The sequence below is a fragment of the Bacillus sp. FG16 genome, assembly GCF_057809515.1.
This window is the reverse complement of record NZ_JBMDKC010000050.1, coordinates 1-18,955: the sequence shown is the minus strand read 5'-3', so window position 1 is coordinate 18,955 and position 18,955 is coordinate 1. Positions and strand designations below refer to the sequence as shown.

26 protein-coding genes and 1 pseudogene are annotated in these 18,955 nt (G+C 38.4%); 26 read left to right on the top strand and 1 reads right to left on the bottom strand.

Annotated features, from left to right (window positions below; translation table 11 throughout):
* Positions 1 to 154 precede the first annotated feature (154 nt).
* From ACODS7_RS18400 to ACODS7_RS18390, 3 genes are all read left to right on the top strand, one after another.
* The gene (locus tag ACODS7_RS18400; RefSeq protein WP_243168704.1) at positions 155 to 1,312 is read left to right on the top strand and encodes an AimR family lysis-lysogeny pheromone receptor; all 1,158 of its coding nucleotides are present in this window, start codon (positions 155 to 157) and stop codon (positions 1,310 to 1,312) included.
* 1 nt (position 1,313) lies between these two features.
* Positions 1,314 to 1,469: a hypothetical protein gene (locus ACODS7_RS18395; RefSeq protein ID WP_000723157.1), complete on the top strand. Its 156-nt coding sequence runs from the start codon at positions 1,314 to 1,316 to the stop codon at positions 1,467 to 1,469.
* A gap of 143 nt (positions 1,470 to 1,612) precedes the next feature.
* The gene (locus ACODS7_RS18390) at positions 1,613 to 1,786 is read left to right on the top strand and encodes a hypothetical protein (protein WP_000712297.1); all 174 of its coding nucleotides are present in this window, start codon (positions 1,613 to 1,615) and stop codon (positions 1,784 to 1,786) included.
* Positions 1,787 to 1,808: 22 nt separating this feature from the next.
* On the opposite strand, the gene ACODS7_RS18385 is transcribed toward ACODS7_RS18390, so the two are convergent.
* Positions 1,809 to 2,147 carry a helix-turn-helix domain-containing protein gene (locus ACODS7_RS18385; protein ID WP_098430480.1) on the bottom strand — a complete coding sequence of 113 codons (339 nt, stop codon included), beginning with the start codon at positions 2,145 to 2,147 and terminating at the stop codon, positions 1,809 to 1,811.
* A gap of 266 nt (positions 2,148 to 2,413) precedes the next feature.
* Here ACODS7_RS18385 and ACODS7_RS18380 point away from each other — a divergent pair, with 266 nt between their 5' ends.
* From ACODS7_RS18380 to ACODS7_RS18270, 23 genes and pseudogenes are all read left to right on the top strand, one after another.
* Positions 2,414 to 2,722: a helix-turn-helix transcriptional regulator gene (locus tag ACODS7_RS18380; protein WP_243168703.1), complete on the top strand. Its 309-nt coding sequence runs from the start codon at positions 2,414 to 2,416 to the stop codon at positions 2,720 to 2,722.
* A 5-nt stretch (positions 2,723 to 2,727) separates the two neighbouring features.
* The gene (locus ACODS7_RS18375; protein WP_243168702.1) at positions 2,728 to 2,877 is read left to right on the top strand and encodes a hypothetical protein; all 150 of its coding nucleotides are present in this window, start codon (positions 2,728 to 2,730) and stop codon (positions 2,875 to 2,877) included.
* A gap of 23 nt (positions 2,878 to 2,900) precedes the next feature.
* On the top strand, positions 2,901 to 3,062 hold the full coding sequence (locus ACODS7_RS18370) for a hypothetical protein (RefSeq protein ID WP_172452005.1): 162 nt from the start codon (positions 2,901 to 2,903) through the stop codon (positions 3,060 to 3,062).
* Positions 3,046 to 4,602 (top strand): AAA family ATPase, encoded by a 1,557-nt coding sequence (locus ACODS7_RS18365; RefSeq protein ID WP_243168701.1) that lies wholly within the window; start codon positions 3,046 to 3,048, stop codon positions 4,600 to 4,602. The genes ACODS7_RS18370 and ACODS7_RS18365 overlap by 17 nt, the downstream gene beginning before the upstream one ends.
* A 13-nt stretch (positions 4,603 to 4,615) precedes the next feature.
* Positions 4,616 to 4,918: a hypothetical protein gene (locus ACODS7_RS18360; RefSeq protein ID WP_042597767.1), complete on the top strand. Its 303-nt coding sequence runs from the start codon at positions 4,616 to 4,618 to the stop codon at positions 4,916 to 4,918.
* On the top strand, positions 4,918 to 5,151 hold the full coding sequence (locus ACODS7_RS18355) for a hypothetical protein (protein ID WP_000421150.1): 234 nt from the start codon (positions 4,918 to 4,920) through the stop codon (positions 5,149 to 5,151). The genes ACODS7_RS18360 and ACODS7_RS18355 overlap by 1 nt, the downstream gene beginning before the upstream one ends.
* Positions 5,152 to 5,164: 13 nt before the next feature.
* The gene (locus tag ACODS7_RS18350) at positions 5,165 to 5,800 is read left to right on the top strand and encodes a chromosome segregation ATPase (protein ID WP_000273132.1); all 636 of its coding nucleotides are present in this window, start codon (positions 5,165 to 5,167) and stop codon (positions 5,798 to 5,800) included.
* A gap of 16 nt (positions 5,801 to 5,816) precedes the next feature.
* Entirely contained in the window at positions 5,817 to 6,194 is a 378-nt protein-coding gene (locus ACODS7_RS18345; protein ID WP_243168700.1) for a hypothetical protein, read from the top strand.
* Positions 6,194 to 7,252 (top strand): metallophosphoesterase family protein, encoded by a 1,059-nt coding sequence (locus tag ACODS7_RS18340; RefSeq protein WP_243168699.1) that lies wholly within the window; start codon positions 6,194 to 6,196, stop codon positions 7,250 to 7,252. Before ACODS7_RS18345 ends, ACODS7_RS18340 begins: the two co-directional genes overlap by 1 nt.
* Complete coding sequence (locus ACODS7_RS18335) at positions 7,249 to 7,551, top strand: hypothetical protein (protein ID WP_243168698.1); 303 nt, start codon at positions 7,249 to 7,251, stop codon at positions 7,549 to 7,551. The genes ACODS7_RS18340 and ACODS7_RS18335 overlap by 4 nt, the downstream gene beginning before the upstream one ends.
* Positions 7,544 to 8,095: a hypothetical protein gene (locus ACODS7_RS18330; protein ID WP_243168697.1), complete on the top strand. Its 552-nt coding sequence runs from the start codon at positions 7,544 to 7,546 to the stop codon at positions 8,093 to 8,095. The genes ACODS7_RS18335 and ACODS7_RS18330 overlap by 8 nt, the downstream gene beginning before the upstream one ends.
* A gap of 9 nt (positions 8,096 to 8,104) precedes the next feature.
* Positions 8,105 to 8,623, top strand: coding sequence for a M48 family metalloprotease (locus tag ACODS7_RS18325; RefSeq protein WP_000371313.1), 519 nt, complete (start codon positions 8,105 to 8,107; stop codon positions 8,621 to 8,623).
* 83 nt (positions 8,624 to 8,706) lie between these two features.
* On the top strand, positions 8,707 to 10,299 hold the full coding sequence (locus ACODS7_RS18320) for a DEAD/DEAH box helicase (RefSeq protein WP_243168711.1): 1,593 nt from the start codon (positions 8,707 to 8,709) through the stop codon (positions 10,297 to 10,299).
* Between the two features lie 89 nt (positions 10,300 to 10,388).
* Complete coding sequence (locus ACODS7_RS18315) at positions 10,389 to 10,631, top strand: hypothetical protein (protein WP_243168696.1); 243 nt, start codon at positions 10,389 to 10,391, stop codon at positions 10,629 to 10,631.
* Complete coding sequence (locus ACODS7_RS18310) at positions 10,631 to 11,374, top strand: hypothetical protein (RefSeq protein WP_243168695.1); 744 nt, start codon at positions 10,631 to 10,633, stop codon at positions 11,372 to 11,374. The genes ACODS7_RS18315 and ACODS7_RS18310 overlap by 1 nt, the downstream gene beginning before the upstream one ends.
* Before the next feature lie 19 nt (positions 11,375 to 11,393).
* Positions 11,394 to 14,480, top strand: coding sequence for a DNA primase small subunit domain-containing protein (locus ACODS7_RS18305; protein WP_098368718.1), 3,087 nt, complete (start codon positions 11,394 to 11,396; stop codon positions 14,478 to 14,480).
* 23 nt (positions 14,481 to 14,503) lie between these two features.
* Entirely contained in the window at positions 14,504 to 16,930 is a 2,427-nt protein-coding gene (locus ACODS7_RS18300) for a bifunctional 3'-5' exonuclease/DNA polymerase (RefSeq protein WP_308448044.1), read from the top strand.
* Between the two features lie 3 nt (positions 16,931 to 16,933).
* Complete coding sequence (locus tag ACODS7_RS18295) at positions 16,934 to 17,206, top strand: hypothetical protein (protein WP_243168693.1); 273 nt, start codon at positions 16,934 to 16,936, stop codon at positions 17,204 to 17,206.
* A complete protein-coding gene (locus ACODS7_RS18290; RefSeq protein WP_243168692.1) occupies positions 17,169 to 17,426 on the top strand; it encodes a hypothetical protein in 258 nt (85 codons plus the stop codon). Before ACODS7_RS18295 ends, ACODS7_RS18290 begins: the two co-directional genes overlap by 38 nt.
* 25 nt (positions 17,427 to 17,451) lie before the next feature.
* Complete coding sequence (locus tag ACODS7_RS18285) at positions 17,452 to 17,817, top strand: hypothetical protein (RefSeq protein WP_243168691.1); 366 nt, start codon at positions 17,452 to 17,454, stop codon at positions 17,815 to 17,817.
* A 16-nt stretch (positions 17,818 to 17,833) separates the two neighbouring features.
* Positions 17,834 to 18,136 carry a hypothetical protein gene (locus tag ACODS7_RS18280; protein ID WP_243168690.1) on the top strand — a complete coding sequence of 101 codons (303 nt, stop codon included), beginning with the start codon at positions 17,834 to 17,836 and terminating at the stop codon, positions 18,134 to 18,136.
* Positions 18,133 to 18,634, top strand: a pseudogene (locus ACODS7_RS18275) (dUTP diphosphatase). Before ACODS7_RS18280 ends, ACODS7_RS18275 begins: the two are co-directional and overlap by 4 nt.
* A gap of 14 nt (positions 18,635 to 18,648) precedes the next feature.
* Positions 18,649 to 18,906, top strand: coding sequence for a hypothetical protein (locus ACODS7_RS18270; RefSeq protein ID WP_243168687.1), 258 nt, complete (start codon positions 18,649 to 18,651; stop codon positions 18,904 to 18,906).
* Positions 18,907 to 18,955 lie beyond the last annotated feature (49 nt).

Genomic DNA, 18,955 nt, shown 5'->3' with positions numbered 1-18,955 from the left:
CAACTGTGACGTTTTACCCTAGCGAATGTAGGTAAAACTTTCCATGAATCAGCCTCAAGTATATCATACTTCAAATAGTTTTAAATCCATATGGAACGTTTTCTTGTTGAAAAAATCAGGGGCTGTGTCTTGTGTTCTATTTAGGAGGATACGGATGAGGGCTTTGATGAATGAACTGAATAACACGATTCAGTCAAAAAATATTAGTACAAGAAAGTTAGCGAAAGATACAGGTATTAGTAGAACAACAATTACAAATGGTCTGTCCTTTGTAACTGGAGAAATGAAATTTGATGTTTTTGAAAAATTGGTTCGTCATGTGTATAAAAGTTCCGTAGAACAAACAAGAAGGATTAAAGATTTTATTTTAAAATGTGGAACTAGCTTGAATGTAAGAAAAGCATTGAGTTATTGCCAGGTAGCAGGAGAATACGATCTTATAGATATGTTAATCGAAAAGTTCAAAGCGGAAACAGAAGATCCGGATTTCAAGAAGCTTCAAAAAGATGTACGTAAATATTTAAATGTATACAATCTATATAACCATCGGAATATGAATCGAAAAAAAGGACAAAGTCTTCTGGAAGAAATATATAAAACGCGTGTTTCATCAGATTTGGAATGTCAGGTATTATTAAATACATTACTAATGGCAGCAGAATATGATAAACAAAGGTATAGTGCTATGTCATCATATGCGGACGCGGCAGAAGCTTATGTCGCTAAGATGGATAACGGTTATATTAAAGATTGTTTACGCATGCAGCATATGGAACGAATTGCGTACACTCAGTTGCATGCCAATGAAATTGATAGCTGTAGAGCTACGTGCCATGCGATTATAAATTCCGAATTGAATTTTACAGTAGTAAAGGCTACAGCATATTGTTGTTTAGGTGAAAGTTATATTTTTGAGAATCCATTAATGGCAGAAAAATATATCTTGAAAGCTATTCAATGCCTTGAAGGTATAAGTTCACCGAAAGGAACTCAAAAATACAACTCTTTTAAAACGACTCTTGCCTTTTTATATATTGAGTTCGGATTTAATTTAGATAATATTGATTTTGATTTTATTAGTGATGGTGACCTTGCTTATTATGAGTGTTTATATGGTGATAAACAAAATGGTTATAGAATTTTTGAAAGGTTAAAAGATCAAGGTCTATCTGCTTTCCAAATGTACTATCTTTCTAGAATTGAAAATGATACAATTATCGCGAGGGAATCTTTAGAAAAATTTGAAAAAACGGGAAGTATAATATATGCGCAACTTCCGAAGCGCATTTTAATAACTGAAGGAGTGTTGTAAAATGAAAAAAATTTTAGTCACTACATTATGCGCACTTGCGTTATCAATTGGGGTTATCGGTGCTGGTGCAGATCAGACTAAAGATTTAGGTAAAGAAAAAGCTACTGTACATACTAAAGAAGTACAATTAATGATGGTCGATCCCGGTGGGATGTAATATAAATGAATAGTTAAAAAGACGCTACTTATAGTAGCGTCTTTCGTCTTTTATAGGCGTGTCACGTTTTTGGAGATTTCGGAAAAATTATACCGCTTGATACATATTTCACAAATTGGTAAGGATGAAGGGGAGGAAATAAGGTGAAAAAAGAGACGGCCAAACAAGAAACAAAACGCTTAATTAGGGAGTTGTTCGGAGCTGAAAAAGTAAGTTGTGATATGAATTATCTAATGGAGGAGTTGTATAAGCAAGGACAGATTACTCCGGAACAGTACAAACAAATTACAGCTATATTGCAACAAAAAAAGGAATAGCATCTGGCTAATCCTTTTTTACTTATTGCTGCTTTCTTTGTAGGAGTTGTCTTAATAAAACATTAGCAATTTCAGCTTGCTCATCCGTAATTTCTACCCCATCAGAATGAAGTCTGCCTTGATCTAAAAAGTCTTTTACATTAAAGTTAAGGCCGTTTGGATTTTCTGTTCTCCCTAAAATAAAGTCTGTAGTAGTATCAAATATGTCCGCCAGCTGTACAAGAACTTCAGCATTTGGTTTTCTTTTATTTGTCTCATATCCACTATACGTAGAATCATTTTTACCAATACGATCTGCGACTTCTTGCATTGTCCAACCACGTCTATTTCGTAAGAATTTTAATTGAGCTCCTATATCCATACTTTTTACCCCCGTTAAATTCTTTTTTATATTTTTCATCGATTTTATTTTTTATAAATTTTATAAAAATATATAAAACGTTTTTTATTTTTTTGTTGTTATCTATATATAAGATAACACTTTATTGGACAATTACACAATGGTAAATACACGCATATTGCAAGTAAAAGTAGGTAGGTGTTTATGAAAAAGTTGAAAAACCACTTTACTTACTTGCAAAACGCCAGTATAATAAAAATCATTAAAGGTTGTCTGGAGGTGGACATATGAAAAGGACTTGGTTAGCGGATTTACGTGGGAAAAAACGTATGTCGCAGGCGGCTCTAGCGGATAAGGTTAGTGTGACTCCTGGTCATATAGCAGATTTAGAGACTGGTAGACGCGATCCGGGTGGGAAATTAGCCTTGCAAATCGCAATTGTACTTGGGTTCCCTATGGAACATTTTTATTTACCCTCTTACTTGCAAAACGCCAGTAAAAAAGAAGTTAGACAATCGTTTGAACTGGGATTTCCACCAGAAGAAGAATTTTTTGAGCATTATCCTCATTACGTAGAAAAAACTGTAGGGGGCTGAGGAGTGTGGGGAAAAAGACATCCGGCTTATACATCCGTAACGAGTACTACGGTACAGAGAAAAAGGAAGTTCTATTTCAAGAAGTTTACGAAAAATATTTAGGTGTTAAAGTAACGGTCACAAGAAAGAAAAAAACAGAAGTAAAGGTAAGTTAAATTATTGAAAGGAGGTGATACACATGCAACGGTACGTGACTTATGCGACTCGGTTAGTAAAAGCAAAAGACGTAAAAGCTGTATGTTGCGAAAGTAAAAATTACTTCAAGAATGGCTCAGAAGAACAAGCGGTAAACATCATGTTAAAGCTAACAGAAAGGAGTGGACGTGTTGGCCAACATTAACGAGATTTTCGTGGAAGGTTTCCAATCACATACGAATAGTCATTTCAATTTAGGAAATGGGCTAAATGTAATTACTGGACCATCTGATAGTGGTAAAACATCCATAATACGAGCGGTTCGCTGGGTAGCATTTAACGAACCTCAAGGTGAGGCTTTTGTAAACGAATCAGTTGGACAGGCTACTGTAGTGATTCACATGGATAACGGCATTATTATTTCAAAGCACCGTAGAAAAGGAAAAACATCGTACAGAATCCAAACGGATCCAGGTGATGCAGGAAGTGTATTTGAGAAGTCAGAGGTACCGGAAGAAGTAAAACAATTGCTCGGTATCACAAAGCAAACATTTGGGGATTTTGTTACTGCTTTAAACTTTGCATTCCAGCTTGAAGCACCTTTCTTAATAAGTGAGACACCATCATCGGGTGCGAAAGTTCTAGGTAAGTTAGCAGGAACAGAAGCTGTCGATCTCGCGGTAAAAAGTGTTTCAAAAGATACATACGCAGCAAGGCAAGAGAGGTTACTAGCTGAAAAAGAAATTGAGAGATTAGCGGGTAACTTACTCGAGTACTTGGATGTGGATGATAAAGTACAGCAATTAAAAACAGCTGAAAGTTTGATGGAACATGCAGAAGAATTGCATAAAAAGAAAGAGGTACTGCAGCAACTACAAACTCAACAACAGATAGCGTTTGAAAAATTCCGTGTAGCGTTTGTTGAGTATGAAAGGCTTTCAAAAGTACCGGTTCTTATACAAATACTTGAACAAACAGAAAAAGACCAGCAGCGTCTGCAAACACTACTGGACTTACAAAAAAGATACGAGTCACTGTCCACCGCCAAGAAGACATTGACTGAAACATTAAAACAATTTGATGGATTAGTAGAAGTAAGTAACTTGTTACAAGATTCTACTAGATCCGAAGAAATATATTCTTTGCTTTCTATCTTATCACAAAACTATAAGAAGTATAGTCAAGTATTACAAGAAGCTCAATTACAGGTGGAGAGGTTAACTGTAATTGAAAACATTAATGTAGCTGTGATTGAAGAGGAAGTAAAGAAAACGGATGAGTTAAAGAAACTCTATGTACAACATAGCGTGGTTAAACAAGGCTACGAAAAAACAAGTAAGGATGTAGAAAGATTATCTGTACCTGGTAATGCGTCAGATCGACTACAAGAATGTGAAACAAGTATTACACAGCTAAGTCAAATGAGTGCGCTCTTACAAAAATACCAGAATATACAAAATTATTGCATGAGCTGGACAAGTCGTGTGGAACGTTTAAATGTTCCGAGAGAAGTGGTAATACAGATTGTAAATGCTGAGAACAATGTCACTCATTTAGCTGAATTAAAAGAGTTGTTACGAAACTATATGATCTGGCATCAAAGAGTACGTCATAGTACAAGCACATTGGAACTATATGAAAAGTACATTGAAAATTACACAAAGGAATTGGAAGAGACATGGAACGAGGCTGGTGGAGTTTGTCCGCTATGCGAATCGCCGATGTCTTTTGAACATTCTCGTTGAGGGGTGATTAGTGGTGATTGATACGGAAAAAATGAGCGATTTTTTACAAACAGCTGAGAGGCTGAATAATTCATTAATGGAAATTAATGAGATTATTGAAGCTTTTGACGATACATCTAATGTTTTAAAAGTCTCACTATTTCATAAAAAATTAAATGAGAATTTATTAGTAAGTGAATCAGAAAGTATAGGAGAAAAGACTATTGATTTTGCTATCCGACCAACTGTGTTGGCCTGTTTAAGAGATCAAAAGAAGTTTCTTGAATCAGAGCTACAAAATTTACTATCAAAACAACTTGAAGGGGGAAATAAGTAATGGAATTAAAACAACGTATTGAAATTGCAAAAGCAAATTTAAAGAAAGCAGAAACAGCAAAAATCCAAGCAGAGGCGGAAAAATCTTCAGCTGAAAAGCAATTAACGGAAATCGCTGAACAAATGGCGCAGTACGGGGTAACGCCTGAAACGATCCAGGAAGAAATCAATAAGCTTGATACATCAGTTAAAGAAAACCTGGAGCATGTAGAACGACTCATCCCGCAGGTATAAGGAGGCTATTTTTATGTACGAGCTTCTAAAAGCAAGAGCGGATATCCGTCAGGCAAGCGATAAATTGAAAATGAAAATCGGTCAACGTGATTTGTTAGTTAAGCAACAAAAAAGCGCAGAAGCAAGAAAAGCAAAAGCTGAGGAGCAACTAGGGGAGTTTGATTTAGTACAAATTCTTCTTCAAAAGACAAGTGATTATGCAAGGCAGCAAGCAAAACGTCGTATAGAAGAAATTGTTACGTCAGCCCTTACAGTTGTATTTGACAAAGACTACAGATTTGAAATTGAAATTGCCGTAAAAGGTAATCAACCAGTGGCAGAGTACTGGTTACAGTCTGAAGATGTAAGAACGCAATTAAAGCCACCTGATTATGATCGCGGCGGTGGTGTAGCGGACGTAGTTAGTCTAGCGCTCAGATTGGCCGTAGGGGAGATTAGTGGTGTAAGAGGCCCATTATTCTTAGATGAGGTTGGAAAGCACGTGAGTCAAGAATATGCTCCGAACGTGGCGTACTTCTTGAAGGAATACAGTACAAAATTTAAACGTCAAATCATTTTAATTACGCACAGTACTCACTTGGCTGAGATAGGTGACGTAGCACTTGGTGTGACTCAAAAACAAGGGAAAAGCATAGTAACTGCTTTATAGAAAGGGAGATATGGATATGTGTATGAAATGCGAAATTAAAAATGCATTAAAAGGTGCATTAGCTAATGCTGCAGGTTTAAAAATTACTGAGGAAGTTATCGGGAAAGCAAAGGAAGCTCAGTTAAAGGAATTACAAGCTGCGGATGAAGCTGAAAAAGCTATTAAAAAACAACTGCAAGCTGAATATAAAGCTGAGATTGCTCCTATTCGTGAGAAGTACGTAAAGCGAACTGAGGAACTATTAAAACCAGTTTTTGAATGTCATGACGCTGTTTGTATGGAAATTCAAAATACTTTAGGTATCAAAGAAGACGACGATGTATCAATTAATCTTGAAACAGGTGAAGTTACAAAAGAAGTTATTAAAGAAAAAGAATCAAGCAATCTTCACTAATGCGCCATATTGTTGATGGCGGCATTACCTTAGATACAACTTTACGAAGAGCACGAAAAAGCAGAGGTGAGAGTATGAAGTTTCTATATTTCGGTGATCCACATATAAGAGGTACCAATCCTCGTAACCGTAAGGATAACTACAAAGAGGCATTAATTGCAAAATTACGTGAGGTTTTTGCTTTAGCTAAATACAAAGGTGTGACAGCAATTATTCAACCTGGGGATACGTTTGATAGGCCTGAGGTTACAACAAGCGTGTTACTAGAATTCGCAAAGGTATTGAAAGAGAGTCCAGTTCCAATTTATACAACAGCTGGTAATCACGATATTTACGGTTATAATCTTGCAACGTATGAACGGACAAGCCTTAGAGTACTAGAGTTAATTGTCCCGCAGCTTACAGTCATTAATGATCCTGGGCAAGCTCATATGTTTCACCAAGACGGTAATCACGTCCAGTTAACATTTACACCGTACAGTAATCAAATTGATAAAGCTGGTTATGGTTATTCGCCAGAAGTTACTGAAGATTATGAGTCAACTAAAATACATGTAGCACACGGAATGCTACTAGATCACGATCCACCTTTTGAGCGGTACACAAAAGTACAAGATGTAAAAACAGCTGCGGATTTGGTTTTGTGTGGACATGACCATACAGGTTTCGGTATTTATAATCGTTCGGATGGAAAAGTGTTTGCGAATATCGGTAGTATCACACGTTTATCGGCTTCGGAAGCTGAGATTAATAGACCGATACAAGTACTTCTTATTGATGTAAAATCACCAGGAGTTTTTGACTTAGAACGGATCCCACTTCAAAGTGCAAAACATGGTGAAGAAGTACTTGATTGTAGCCGGATTGAAGCGGAGAAGAAGCGTGCCTACGCAATGGAGGAATTTGCTTCATTAATTCAAACAGAAACGGGAGAAGATGTGCTAGTTGATATTAATACGATTGTTGAAAGCATTGCCAAGACAGATTGTATTAATCCTGATGTAGTAGAAATAGCGTTAACGAAAATAGCGGAAGCAAAGGAGGGATTACGAACATGATTGTAAACAAACCGCAGTTTGATGAGAACGAACTAGGCGAAGGTACGGCGGTACAGGTCACAAGTGGTAACCCATTTGGACGCCCTAACTATAGCAATAATAAACATGATTGGAATGCTGTAGTAGTAGAGTTTTCACCGCTGATGATAAGCGTAGCTGGTTACAACAAAGAGGAACATGATCGAGTAGAAACGATGAACATAACAATTGACTCAATTGTTAAAGAGCACGTGACGCTTAAAAAGTTAGTAGTAGAACTACCAAAAATTCAATGTGAGGTGGGGCCAGCAAATGACTGAATTAAATAATGAAATTCTTAGTTTACAAGAGGAGCATGGGAAAGAAAAGCTACTTGCAGCGGTAACCAAGATTTTAGGCAAGAAAGTACCGACTGACTATGTTCGAGTATTAGATCCACTTGAATTACAAGCATCCTTACAACAAATTGATGCTGCAGTACAGGATGTTCTTGAAAAAGGTAAAGCACGTGAAGAAGCTTATGGGAAAAAAGCAGACCTAATTAAGCAAAAAGTGAAGCTGAAAACTGCAGTAGAGCTAAAAGAAGCAGAGGCATTTATGCAAATTCAAGGTGAAGGACGTAACCAATACGCTTATGTGAATGATCAAAAAGTGGCTCTCACGAATGATACGTTACGTGATGCGTACCGCCTGCATTACAGCAAAGAAGAACGTCAACAACTTACAGACGTAGAGCAAGAGTTAGCGTCCATTGATATCAAAATTTATCAAACAAAAGATGCTTGGGAAACAGCTAAAGAATCAGCGGATCTTGTAAAAGCAAAAGCTTATGTACAAGCGAATCTACTGAAGTTTTTGGCATAGGAGGTTGCTATGGATCCAAAACAAACAGCAATGAGAAATAAACAGCGTGAACGTCAGCAACGTGGGGATGATTTCCAAGCTGAAATCAGAAGAAGCTGGAGAGAAATTCCGAATGTATGGCGTATGAGAATTGCAGATGGTGCAGGTGCAACTCGTCCAGGTGACGAGATTGTAATAACACCTGAAGTAAATATATTAGCTGAAATGAAACGTACAGAGAGTCGTAGATTTTCACTAGATTATATGAGACCGAATCAGATTCTCGGGCTACGGGATTTTGATCAAATTATTGATAGAAATTTAGGTTTAGTGTTTATCAGTTTTCTAAATGATAGCAAAGGGCTTGACGAGGCTTATGCGTTCAGACTTATTACAGCTCTTATTCATATGAAAAAACGAAACGTGAACCATATAAAACTTGAAGAATTTCAAAGTCAGACGGTTCCCTGTTTACCACTTCCAAGACTTACATACCATGAACCTTCTTACGATCTATCGGAGGTGCTCACTTGCTACAAATCTTTGTAAAACACAACATCCGAATAAGAGGTGCTAGTACACCTCTTAAGGCGGCAATTACTAAGACGCTAACATTTGATAATCCAGCGTATTTGAAAGCAAAAAAACAACGTAGACCTACATGGGGTGTACAAGCAAAACTTGAATTGTTTGTACATGACAGAGGCGATATTGTTACGCCTCGAGGTTTCTTGTCAAAGCTAGAAGAGGTACTGAAAAACTTAGGTTACGACCCAAGTAAAGTTATTACCTCACAGATTTCATATGGCCGAGATGTTAGTTTCGGGGAATGGGATGACGGGTTTGTATTAAAAGAGGACCAGACACCGATGGTTGAAGCACTTATGCAAGAAAACGGAATAGGTGTAGCACCGGCTGGTTCAGGTAAAACCGTAATGGGCATGCGCTACATTTACGAAAAGAGTAAAGCAGCATTATGGCTTACGCATACAAAAGACTTAATGTATCAATCCGCAAAGCGAGCTAAGGCTACAATGCCTGATATCGGTCGTATCGGATTTTTCGGTGACGGCGTGCATGACTGGGGAGACGGTAAACTAATCGTTGCTACAGTACAAACCTTGCAGCGAAATCCACAAATAATCGATGCACTAAATGATTTTATCGGGACGGTAGTAGTGGATGAAGCCCATCACTTTCCAGCAATACAATTCATTGAAACGGCTGGGATGTTAACCGCTGAGAATATGATTGGTCTCACCGCAACACCTTCCCGAAAAGATGGGTTGGAAATTTACATGTACAACGGTGTAGGTCCAAAAGTGTACGAGATTAGCAGAGACGGAATGTATGAAGCTGGGAGATTGATAAAACCGGAAGTGAAATTTGTATATACCGAGTTCAATTACGAGACGGCAAGTAACCGTAACGAGATTGATAGTGTAGATGCTGGTGGAGAAGATCTCGATTATACAGACCTAATTCGTCACCTTATTTCAGATAAGAAACGTGCGAAGCTAATCGCTGAAAGTATCGTAGAACATTATCCATTAGGACCTGCGATAGTTATTACGGAATCTGTCCGGTACTGTTTTGTCTTACAACAACTCGTACAAAAATTATTGAAAGAACGTTACGGAGATACGTATTACGGGAAACAGATTAATACCGCTGTAGTACACGGAAGTATTAGTCGCTACACCTGGAGAAAAGCAAAAAGTGAGAAACATGCACAGCAGCTTATCAATAGTGGTCATGCGGTAGATAAAAAGCAAGGTAAGTACGGTTGGCAGGTAAAGGTTGCTCAGTATTCAGAAAAAGAAATTCGTGAATGGCAAGTAACAAAACAACAACGTAAAGACATTTTAGAAGCTTGCGACCGAAAAGAAGTAGATATTTTGTTTGCCACTCAGTTAGCGCGTGAAGGACTGGACCTGCAGCATTTAGTAGTTGGTCACATGGTAATGCCGAAACGTGGTGACTCCCGTGAGAGTAATAGTGGTTCATCAGTAGAGCAAGAAATTGGGCGTATTATGCGTCCAGATCGGAACAATCCGGATAAAGAAGCATACTGGTTCGATTACGTTGACTACAATGTTGGAGTATTTAAGGACCAATATCACAGCCGTAGGAAAGTATACAGCAGAATCGGGCTAACGGTACCAAGAAAGCCGAAAACAGAACGCGATACAGTGGCTGACTTCTTAAATGATATGCCTTGGTGAAAGGGGTGATGACGATGGAAAAGTACGAATATGTGGGTGCGCTTTATGAAATCACAGAACTAATTGCTTCAGCGAAAGAGGTGAAGTAAGTGGGTTTGAAAGAAACAGGTCAAAAAATCGTTAAAAAAGTGATAAGGGTGTTTGCAAGAGGATCCGGTAAAAGTCTATCTCTTCAACGAGGAATCCCGATAATGGTTAAGGTTCCGGAATACGATTCGAAAGATTACAAGTTTTCGTATAACAGAAAAGTAACTTATCGAAAAAAGAAAAGCCAAGCAAAACGAAAAGCATGGAAAAAACATGGCCTACAGGGGCGCGGGAGGAAAAAATAATGACACAAGAAACAAATCAAAATGAAGTAGTGATACAAAATAACACGGTGGCGAAAAGAAACGATGGCAGCAATTATATTTCAGCAATTTTAGAAGAAACAAAGCAGGGATTCGTTGAAGCGAATAACGGTCTTGATATGGATTTCGTCCGTATGGGCGAGTGGTTAACGGTTAACAAGAAAGGGAATTTCGTAGAAAAAGATGATGAAAATGTAATGTACGGCGACAATATTGATGTAGTAATCGGATACGGTGAGCAACGTTGGTCTGTATGGGGGAAACAAGATTCTCCTGAAGATGGTCAGTTGATCGTGGCGGAAAAAACAAAAGAAGATGCGGAAGTTGTATTCAATCAATGGCTAGCTGAAAACCCTCAAGCAGAAGAACGTTATGAATTAGATGATATTCAACTTCGCTATATGGCGTCAGTTGTTCCAGTATCAACGTTAAGCCCAGAAGACTTCCCTCGTATCTACTTAATGAGCTTTAGCCCAACAGACACAATTATTTTCGGGCGTTTTGCGATGAATGTGTATACAGGGAAATATAAAGCTCTAGGTATTCCGTCTAAATTAGGTGTCAATAAAATTGTTACACGCTTAGTAACAACAGAACGTAAAAGTCGTACAAACGCTAGTAACCAGTGGATCGGTATCGACTTCCAGCCTGTAGGTGTATTTAAACCAGAAGATTACGGAATTAACGTAGAAGAAACAGAACAAGCAGAAAAAGCTTCAGAATAATTAAGGAGGGCGTCTACAAATGGCAAAAAAGAAAGACAAAACAAGTGAGTATCAATATGTAGACGCATGGTACAGCAATCAGAACGGTAGAAGCATTCCGTGGAAACGAATCCCTTCCTCTGAAGTGAAGCAATTCCAAACGGGAGAGGCATTCAATTTCAATTGCTTTGCTACAGTTCAACGATTTGCGAACGACACAAAAGTAAAGGGGGAGGCATTTATTGCTCCCCTATATTTTGACCTTGACCATGCGGAAGACCCATCAGTCAGCCAAAAGGATGCAATAAAGCTGGTGGAATTTTTTACGAAAGAAATGGACATTCGTGAATCGGATATGTGGATTTACTTTTCTGGATCAAAAGGATTCCACATCTTAATAAGCTCCGATGCGCTCGGTATTGAACCGAGAAACGACCTTCATAAAATCTTCAAACATATGGCTGGGTACTTAGTACATAGACTAGGACTCACGTCACTAGACCTTGTGGTGTATACAGAAAAGCGGATGATTCGTTTACCGAACAGTATGCATCAAAAAACAAACCTATTTAAAACAGAAATTAGTGTAAATGAGTTAAACAAATTAACACTGGAAGAAATTAAAGATTTAGCGAAATCACCAAGACATGCTGACGATTTACCGTATACGGCAGAAGAACGTAAAAAGGCAATGAAATACAGACCTCGTACAGGGTATTTACTAATAAATAAGACAGAAGAATATGAACAAGCTGCAGCAACGAGTGCTCGTAAGTATGCGAAAGAAGAATTCCAGTTTAAGAAAGATAAACCACCGGCATGTGTAGTTGATATTTTAAATGGTGGATGGAAAAAAGACGGTGACCGAAACCAGGCAACAGTACAGCTTGCATGTTATTTCAAAGATGCTGGTTACACGAGAGAAGAAACAATGAAAGAGCTGGAAGACTGGGTGCTTAAATTTACATCTGAGGATAACGAGTATGGTAAGCAACAACGTGTTGCAAATACGAGAAGTGTGATCGATGCGGTATACAGCGGTGATAATACATACAAATTTGGTTGTGCGTTTATTCGTTCGCTACATGGCGAAAAGAAACCAGGAAGCAAAGAATATGAACGTGTAGCATGTGCTGGTGATATGTGTCACTGCATTAAGAAGAACGCTGAGGAAGAAGAAAATGCAAAGTTACTTCATCTAGCAGAGACAGGCAATGCGGATCTTACTGGAAAGCTTGTAAAAACACGTGTCATGGTTGCAGGGAAAAAGCATACGCCTTACATCATTCCAAAAAACATTGAGTACCATTGCTGGGGCAGAGAAAGTTGTAAAAAGGTACATTGCCCTCTATACGACATCCATACACATACAGGATATAAAGACCTGGGCGTAAGTGATCGGGAAGTTATTCAAATGACAGGTGTAGGTGACGATAATATAAAAGGCATTTTACGAGAAATATCAGGCATTCCAAATTGTCCGAAATACAATACCGATATTTTAGAAAACATGAACGTTGAAGAGTTGCTTGTAATCCCGATGGCTGAAGAAGATGACGAAAAGCAAGAGCAGCATAAAGGGAATTATGTACTACGAAAAGTGTACGCCGTAAATGGACTAAACGTAAGTGAGAATAAGTACTACGAATTAACAGGTTATGTATACCCACATCCAAAGAATCAGGAGTCAACACTACTTGTAAAGAGTGCGGTACCGCTTCAGGATGTGGTTGAAAGTTTTGAGCTAAATGAACAAGTGAAAGAAGATTTAGCAACATTTCAGCCGGCTGATTATACGGCAGAATCGATTGAACAAAAATTAGGAGCTATTTGTAACGATTTAACGTACAACGTAACACACATTGTAGAACGTGACGAAACGCTACTTGCAGTATTGCTAACACTTCATAGTGTTTTACGTTTTAAAGTACCGTGGGATTTAAATCCGTTACGTGGTTGGGTGGAATTAAAAATAGTAGGTGACACAGGTACTGGTAAGTCTGCGCTCATTGAAAAAGTAATGAAATATGCAGGACTTGGAACACGAGTGAATGCAGAAAGTACGTCTCGTACAGGTCTAACGTACAAGATGGAACAGTCAGGTGCTCAAGGTGCATGGTACATCGTTTGGGGTGCGTGGCCGTTAGCTGATAAAGAAATGATTTGGATTGATGAAGATACAGGTATTACGAAAGATGATTATGGTGAAATGACACTCGCTCGTTCTGACGGAAAGCTGGAAGTAAAACGAGCTGTAACAGCTGAAACACCTTGTAGAGTACGTGCCATCATGTCAGGGAACGTACCGAAAGGGAAACGACTCGCTGATTACTCTCAAGGCGCAGAAAGTTTAAAAGATATTTTCAATAACGAGGATATACGTCGTTTTGACTTTGCAGTTTTTATGAGAGCGAGTGATGTGGATCCTGAGTTGTACAACCAAACGCTTGCTACGTATCCATCGATTATACAGAAGGATACTTTGAAAAATAACATCTTATATGCTTGGTCACGTAAGCCGGAGGACGTGCTATTTACAGACGGTACGATTGATAAAGTACTGGAGGTTGCGACAGACCTTGCGAAAGTATATGGAAATGCGAATGACATACCACTTGTTTCTCCTTCAGATCAGCGGAATAAAGTGGCTCGTTTAGCAGTAGCACTTGCAGCACTTACACATTCAGTTGATGAATCAGGTGAAAGAATTCAAGTTTGGCCGGGACACGTTGAGTTTATTGGGGAGTATTTAAAAGCTTTATACAATGCTCCAGGTTGCGGCTTAAATTACTATGCTCGTTTAGCAATAAAAGAGGAAGAAATGACAGAAGAAAGATACCAGAAGTTTACGGCAGATCTTAAGAAAATCGATACGTTAACAGGCGAAATGAAATTCTACGAGTTTATCAAACTGTTCGCTCAGCAGAAATATTTACGACTTGGTGATGTTGAGGCAATGCTGTCTATCGATAAAGAAGAAGCGAAAGCAATCGTAAATCAATTAGCGAAAATGAGGATGATCCTTTTAACAAGTGGTGGCTATCGAAAAACGCCACGCTTTAATGCATACATTGCGTATTGCATGAAGAAAGGACTCTTTGACCATATACAAGATGAGTACTACTAATTATATGGACAAGCACTACAAATATGACTGGAAGTGAAAATATGAAGCTCGGAAGTTTATTTGGAAGACCTAAAACATTAGCAAGTAGTAAAAAACAGATACCGGTAAAAGAATCAAAGTTAGCGGTAGAGATGGAAAAAAAGAAAAAGCCGGGACAATTCGATATTGTTTGGCCAAAAGTGGAACCGCAGCAAGTGAAAGATTATAAAGCGATTCTTACAGTCTCAGAGTTAAAGAAATACTTAGAACGTTGTATACAAACAGGTAAAGTAGGATTCGACTGGGAGACTGCAGCAAGTAAAGAAATTAGAGTGCATTATAAAAAGGCGTTTGAAGATATAGAAGAAGCACGTACTACAGGAATTATCGATGATAAAGAAGCGGAAAGCCGAAGTGAGAGCTTAGAAAAAGCGTATTTAAAGACACCATTGGATCCGTGGAAAGGTGAAATTTGTACGGTATCGCTGTCAGCGGCAGCACACGAGTCAAGAGTTGTTCCAATCTCACATAAAGTTGGCCAAGTATTTGAACCAAGTATGGATAGAGATGAAGCTAGGAAATTGGTTCTAGATTTGCTTGATGAATACCTATTTAAAAATGAAAAGATATTAAAGATTGCGGTCAATTTTTCTTTTGAAACGAAATATGCAGCAAAGTACGGTAAATACATTTTAGGAAAAGTGGCAGATCCATTGATTATGTGGGTACGGTGTTTACAAATCGCAGCACCTCAAAAGATTAATAACCCGAAAAAACCTACAAGCGGATGGGGTTTAAAACCAGCTACGAAACACATTTTTGGTGTAACGATGAACGACGTTTCAGCCCTATTAAAGAAATACAGGGTCAATTTCTTTGACGAAATTGATGCGAGTAAAGGTGAAGGGCTGCTTTACTCAGCTGAAGACTCGGATTATGCTGTGCAGCATTACGAATATTGGTCTCAAATTGCAGCTCAAATTCCACGATATGAGGAATGGCTCCATAAGATTGAAATGCCATTCACACGTGTTATCGGCCTTATGGAATATTGGGGAATGAATTGGGATCCAAACCTTGCAACGCAAAAGAAACAAGAAGCGGAAATTATGCAAGAGCAAGCGGCTGAACGTATTAAACAAATCGCGAAAGAAACGTTCAATATTGATATAAATACCGGTAAATCAGGTAAGACAAACGAAGTGAAAAGTTTAATGTTTGATTACTTAAAAATACCGGTAGCAAAGTATGGAAAAACAGGTGCGAGTCTTGATCAAGAGGCGCTTATCGATATGGCATTTATGCTTGAAAACAAGCTGAACGATATCGACGAGGAAAAATACCTCGGTGTTTCATTACCTGAAAATTGGGGAAATATCGATCCGGAAAAGGATCCTACTTTAGATAAGCTAGAACGCGGAGCAATTCGTATCGCAAAACGTGAATCACATCCTTATAAGGAACAAGCGTTGGAGGTTATCGATCAGCTGAAGAAAATCCAAAAATACACGACATTACTTTCTTCGCACATCATAGGACGTGAAAAGTACTTGAACTTTATGAGTGGACGGATTCATGCAGGGTACAGTCCATTCACAGAAACAGGACGCTTAAACAGCTTTAATCCGAACGGACAAAACGTACCGAGACCAGATAATGATGAGTTTAAGATAAGAAACTTCTTTGTACCTAAACCAGGAAAGATATTATTCTTCATTGACTTCTCAGGGTTCGAACTTCGCTTAATGGCATGGAAATCAGGCGATGAGGTAATGACGGAGCTATTTAATACAGGCGGGGATATGCATCGTAGAACAGCTTCTGTAATGACTGGGAAGCCTGAAGATGAAGTTGTAAAGAAAGAACGTACAGATGCCAAGGCGGGCAACTTCGGTATTTCTTATGGCGGTACGGAACACGCATTGCAGTTCACATTTAAAACGAAATACTTAATTCGTAAAACATTAGATGAATGTGCACAGATTGTAAATGCCGTTAAAACAGCATATAAACGCATACCTGAGTATCAGCGCAAAATTGTATTAGAAGCACGTGAGCAAGGCTATGTACAAACAATCTATGGGTATATGAGATTACTACCTGGCATTAATAGTGCGAATAGAAGAGATCGTGGCTCAGCTGAGAGACAAGCAGCAAATACACCGGTACAAGGTAGCGCCGCTGACATTATGAAGAAAGTACAAAATGAAATTTATGAATCTATTGGTAAACAAGAAGGCGTACTTGCTCATGGTAGTGCCGATATGATTGCACAAATTCACGATGAAATTATTTTTGAAATAGATGATGATCCGGAAATTGTAGTTGCAGTAGAAAAACAAATTAAACAAGTTATGGAGCAACCTCCAGTACCAGGATTTCCAGTTCCGATTGAGGCAGAAGGAAGTGTAGGTTATCGATGGGGCGAGAAAATGAGTGTTGAGTCCTGGCTTAAACAAAGGGAGGAATAGCATGTGGGAAGAGGAGAGGGACCGCGTAAATCGATGTTTACAAAGCGTCACGCAACAGCATTACCACGTGTAAAGCCAGCGAGAATTGTAGGAAGTATTGCTGGAGAACCGTACAACATGGTTTGGGTAGTAAGTTCATTAAGAAAAGATAAAAAGATTGGTGTGTTAGACCCAGCACCACAGGATCCGTACGCAGAATTACTATTCAGCAGTTGCTTTAAAAAATGGAGGGAAGATGATGAACGCCTTGAACCGCCAACAACGCCGGGCGAATGAACGTGAGAGAAAGAAAACAAGGGAGCGGCAAAGTTTTCACAGGGGTGAAGTGCAGCAAGTATCCCTTTTATCGTATAAAGATGGCCGAACATTAGCATTACGTGCAGTAAAAGAAGTATTAGGTTTGGGGGCAGTACGTTTAGAACGTGTACAGAAGAGGTTGGAAGAACTAGAAAACGAGAATTTCAATAAACTATTTTTAGAGCATTTAAGAAAATAAAAAGCTGTAGGAAGGATGTGCGATTGTGGGTGGTAGACAGCAAGGAAAGGGGTACGAAAATCGGAAAAGTGATCGGAAGATGGAAAGATTAAAGCGTGAAATGGTTAAGCAAAAAAGGAAAGTAGCCAAAGGTGAGCCACGAAAGGCGGTAGTGTATTTGGACAATTCGGAGCAACAGTTAAAAGATGTAATGCAAGAAAATCGTGATTTGCAGTTAGCAGTTGATTTATACAAATCACAAGTGAAAGTGAAAGATAATTACGCAAAGCGTGTATTGAAAGAAAATAACGAATTACGGAAGCAGATTAAAAGTTTACGTAAAAAGTCTATTTCATTATTTGTTTCTTATATGGTGGTAGCGGCCATTGTTAACTTTGTGATTACTAGATAAGAAGGGGGCGATTGAGATGACTGTAGTGAAAGATAACGAGTTCTGGAAAAAAGTGTATTACTACATGGAAAAACATGATTGCTATAAGGATGAGGCTGTAAAGATCGTGGAGGCTCAGTTCAATAATAAGAATGAGAAAAGAGTAAAAATTATTGAAGCTGTAAAAGAAAAGTTGATTTGTGCAGGAATACCTGAAAAGGACTCTTTAAAATTCGCAGAAACTGCACCTTTTGTTAATTCCTTAACTGGTGCCAGTGTAGAAAGAATGGTGAGAAGTTTTATAGATTTGTTTAAAAAAGGGGAGCGTGCAAAACAATGAACATCATTCATTTATTCCAGCTTCAAAAAGATCTTGATAACAAGATTGCGGAAAAACGTAGTTTGCAAAACGTGTCTTTGTTTCAAGAAAAGAAATTATCATTTCGTGACGAGTTAAGTGAGTTACTTCATGTGTGGCGTGGTCATAAGTTTTGGAGCGAAAATAACAAGCCGATTACAAAAGGTGTACTACAATCCATTGCTAGAGGAATTTGTGGACGCGTTACATTTTGCATTATCGATTGGATTAGAACGTGAATGGAATAAATATATCGATGCCTTTGTAGTACGTAATAGCAAAGGAGATACAAAAACAGAAATTATCGATGTGTTTAACGATTTATATGAAAACAAATTATGGACTGCGGCACACTACATGACCTTGATGAATGACTTGGCGTACTTAGGTGCGGCGCTTGGATTTTCAGCTATTGAGATATACAACGCGTATATCGAAAAAAATAAAATCAATCATGATCGTCAGGCATCCAGGTACTAAAAGGAGGCGGAATGGTGGCAAGATATACGTTGTGGAAGAAAGAAGAAGTGGCGTATTTGGAACAGTATTGGGGAATATACAGTATCAAGCATATGGCAAAAAAGTTTGGACGTTCGGTGGATGCTGTAAAAATAAAGGCACAACGCTTAGGTTTAGGTGACGCAAGACTACATTTTGACGGTATTACTATTTTACAGCTCTCTGAGGTTATAGGTGTCGATTATAACTGTATAAAAAGCTGGGGCAAACGTTTCGGATTTCCTATCATATAAATGCTAGTTTAAATGTACACATTAACACTTGAATAATCATGTACATTTT

What these genes read in the sequence shown, in the direction of transcription:
- ACODS7_RS18345 (WP_243168700.1), top strand. Translation starts at nt 5,817, where the DNA reads ATGTGTATGAAATGCGAAATTAAAAATGCATTAAAAGGTGCATTAGCT.
- ACODS7_RS18300 (WP_308448044.1), top strand. Translation starts at nt 14,504, where the DNA reads ATGACTGGAAGTGAAAATATGAAGCTCGGAAGTTTATTTGGAAGACCT.
- ACODS7_RS18380 (WP_243168703.1), top strand. Translation starts at nt 2,414, where the DNA reads ATGAAAAGGACTTGGTTAGCGGATTTACGTGGGAAAAAACGTATGTCG.
- ACODS7_RS18340 (WP_243168699.1), top strand. Translation starts at nt 6,194, where the DNA reads ATGCGCCATATTGTTGATGGCGGCATTACCTTAGATACAACTTTACGA.
- ACODS7_RS18350 (WP_000273132.1), top strand. Translation starts at nt 5,165, where the DNA reads ATGTACGAGCTTCTAAAAGCAAGAGCGGATATCCGTCAGGCAAGCGAT.
- ACODS7_RS18305 (WP_098368718.1), top strand. Translation starts at nt 11,394, where the DNA reads ATGGCAAAAAAGAAAGACAAAACAAGTGAGTATCAATATGTAGACGCA.
- ACODS7_RS18400 (WP_243168704.1), top strand. Translation starts at nt 155, where the DNA reads ATGAGGGCTTTGATGAATGAACTGAATAACACGATTCAGTCAAAAAAT.
- ACODS7_RS18395 (WP_000723157.1), top strand. Translation starts at nt 1,314, where the DNA reads ATGAAAAAAATTTTAGTCACTACATTATGCGCACTTGCGTTATCAATT.
- ACODS7_RS18325 (WP_000371313.1), top strand. Translation starts at nt 8,105, where the DNA reads ATGGATCCAAAACAAACAGCAATGAGAAATAAACAGCGTGAACGTCAG.
- ACODS7_RS18290 (WP_243168692.1), top strand. Translation starts at nt 17,169, where the DNA reads ATGAACGCCTTGAACCGCCAACAACGCCGGGCGAATGAACGTGAGAGA.
- ACODS7_RS18280 (WP_243168690.1), top strand. Translation starts at nt 17,834, where the DNA reads ATGACTGTAGTGAAAGATAACGAGTTCTGGAAAAAAGTGTATTACTAC.
- ACODS7_RS18335 (WP_243168698.1), top strand. Translation starts at nt 7,249, where the DNA reads ATGATTGTAAACAAACCGCAGTTTGATGAGAACGAACTAGGCGAAGGT.
- ACODS7_RS18310 (WP_243168695.1), top strand. Translation starts at nt 10,631, where the DNA reads ATGACACAAGAAACAAATCAAAATGAAGTAGTGATACAAAATAACACG.
- ACODS7_RS18370 (WP_172452005.1), top strand. Translation starts at nt 2,901, where the DNA reads ATGCAACGGTACGTGACTTATGCGACTCGGTTAGTAAAAGCAAAAGAC.
- ACODS7_RS18330 (WP_243168697.1), top strand. Translation starts at nt 7,544, where the DNA reads ATGACTGAATTAAATAATGAAATTCTTAGTTTACAAGAGGAGCATGGG.
- ACODS7_RS18385 (WP_098430480.1), bottom strand. Translation starts at nt 2,147, where the DNA reads ATGGATATAGGAGCTCAATTAAAATTCTTACGAAATAGACGTGGTTGG.
- ACODS7_RS18355 (WP_000421150.1), top strand. Translation starts at nt 4,918, where the DNA reads ATGGAATTAAAACAACGTATTGAAATTGCAAAAGCAAATTTAAAGAAA.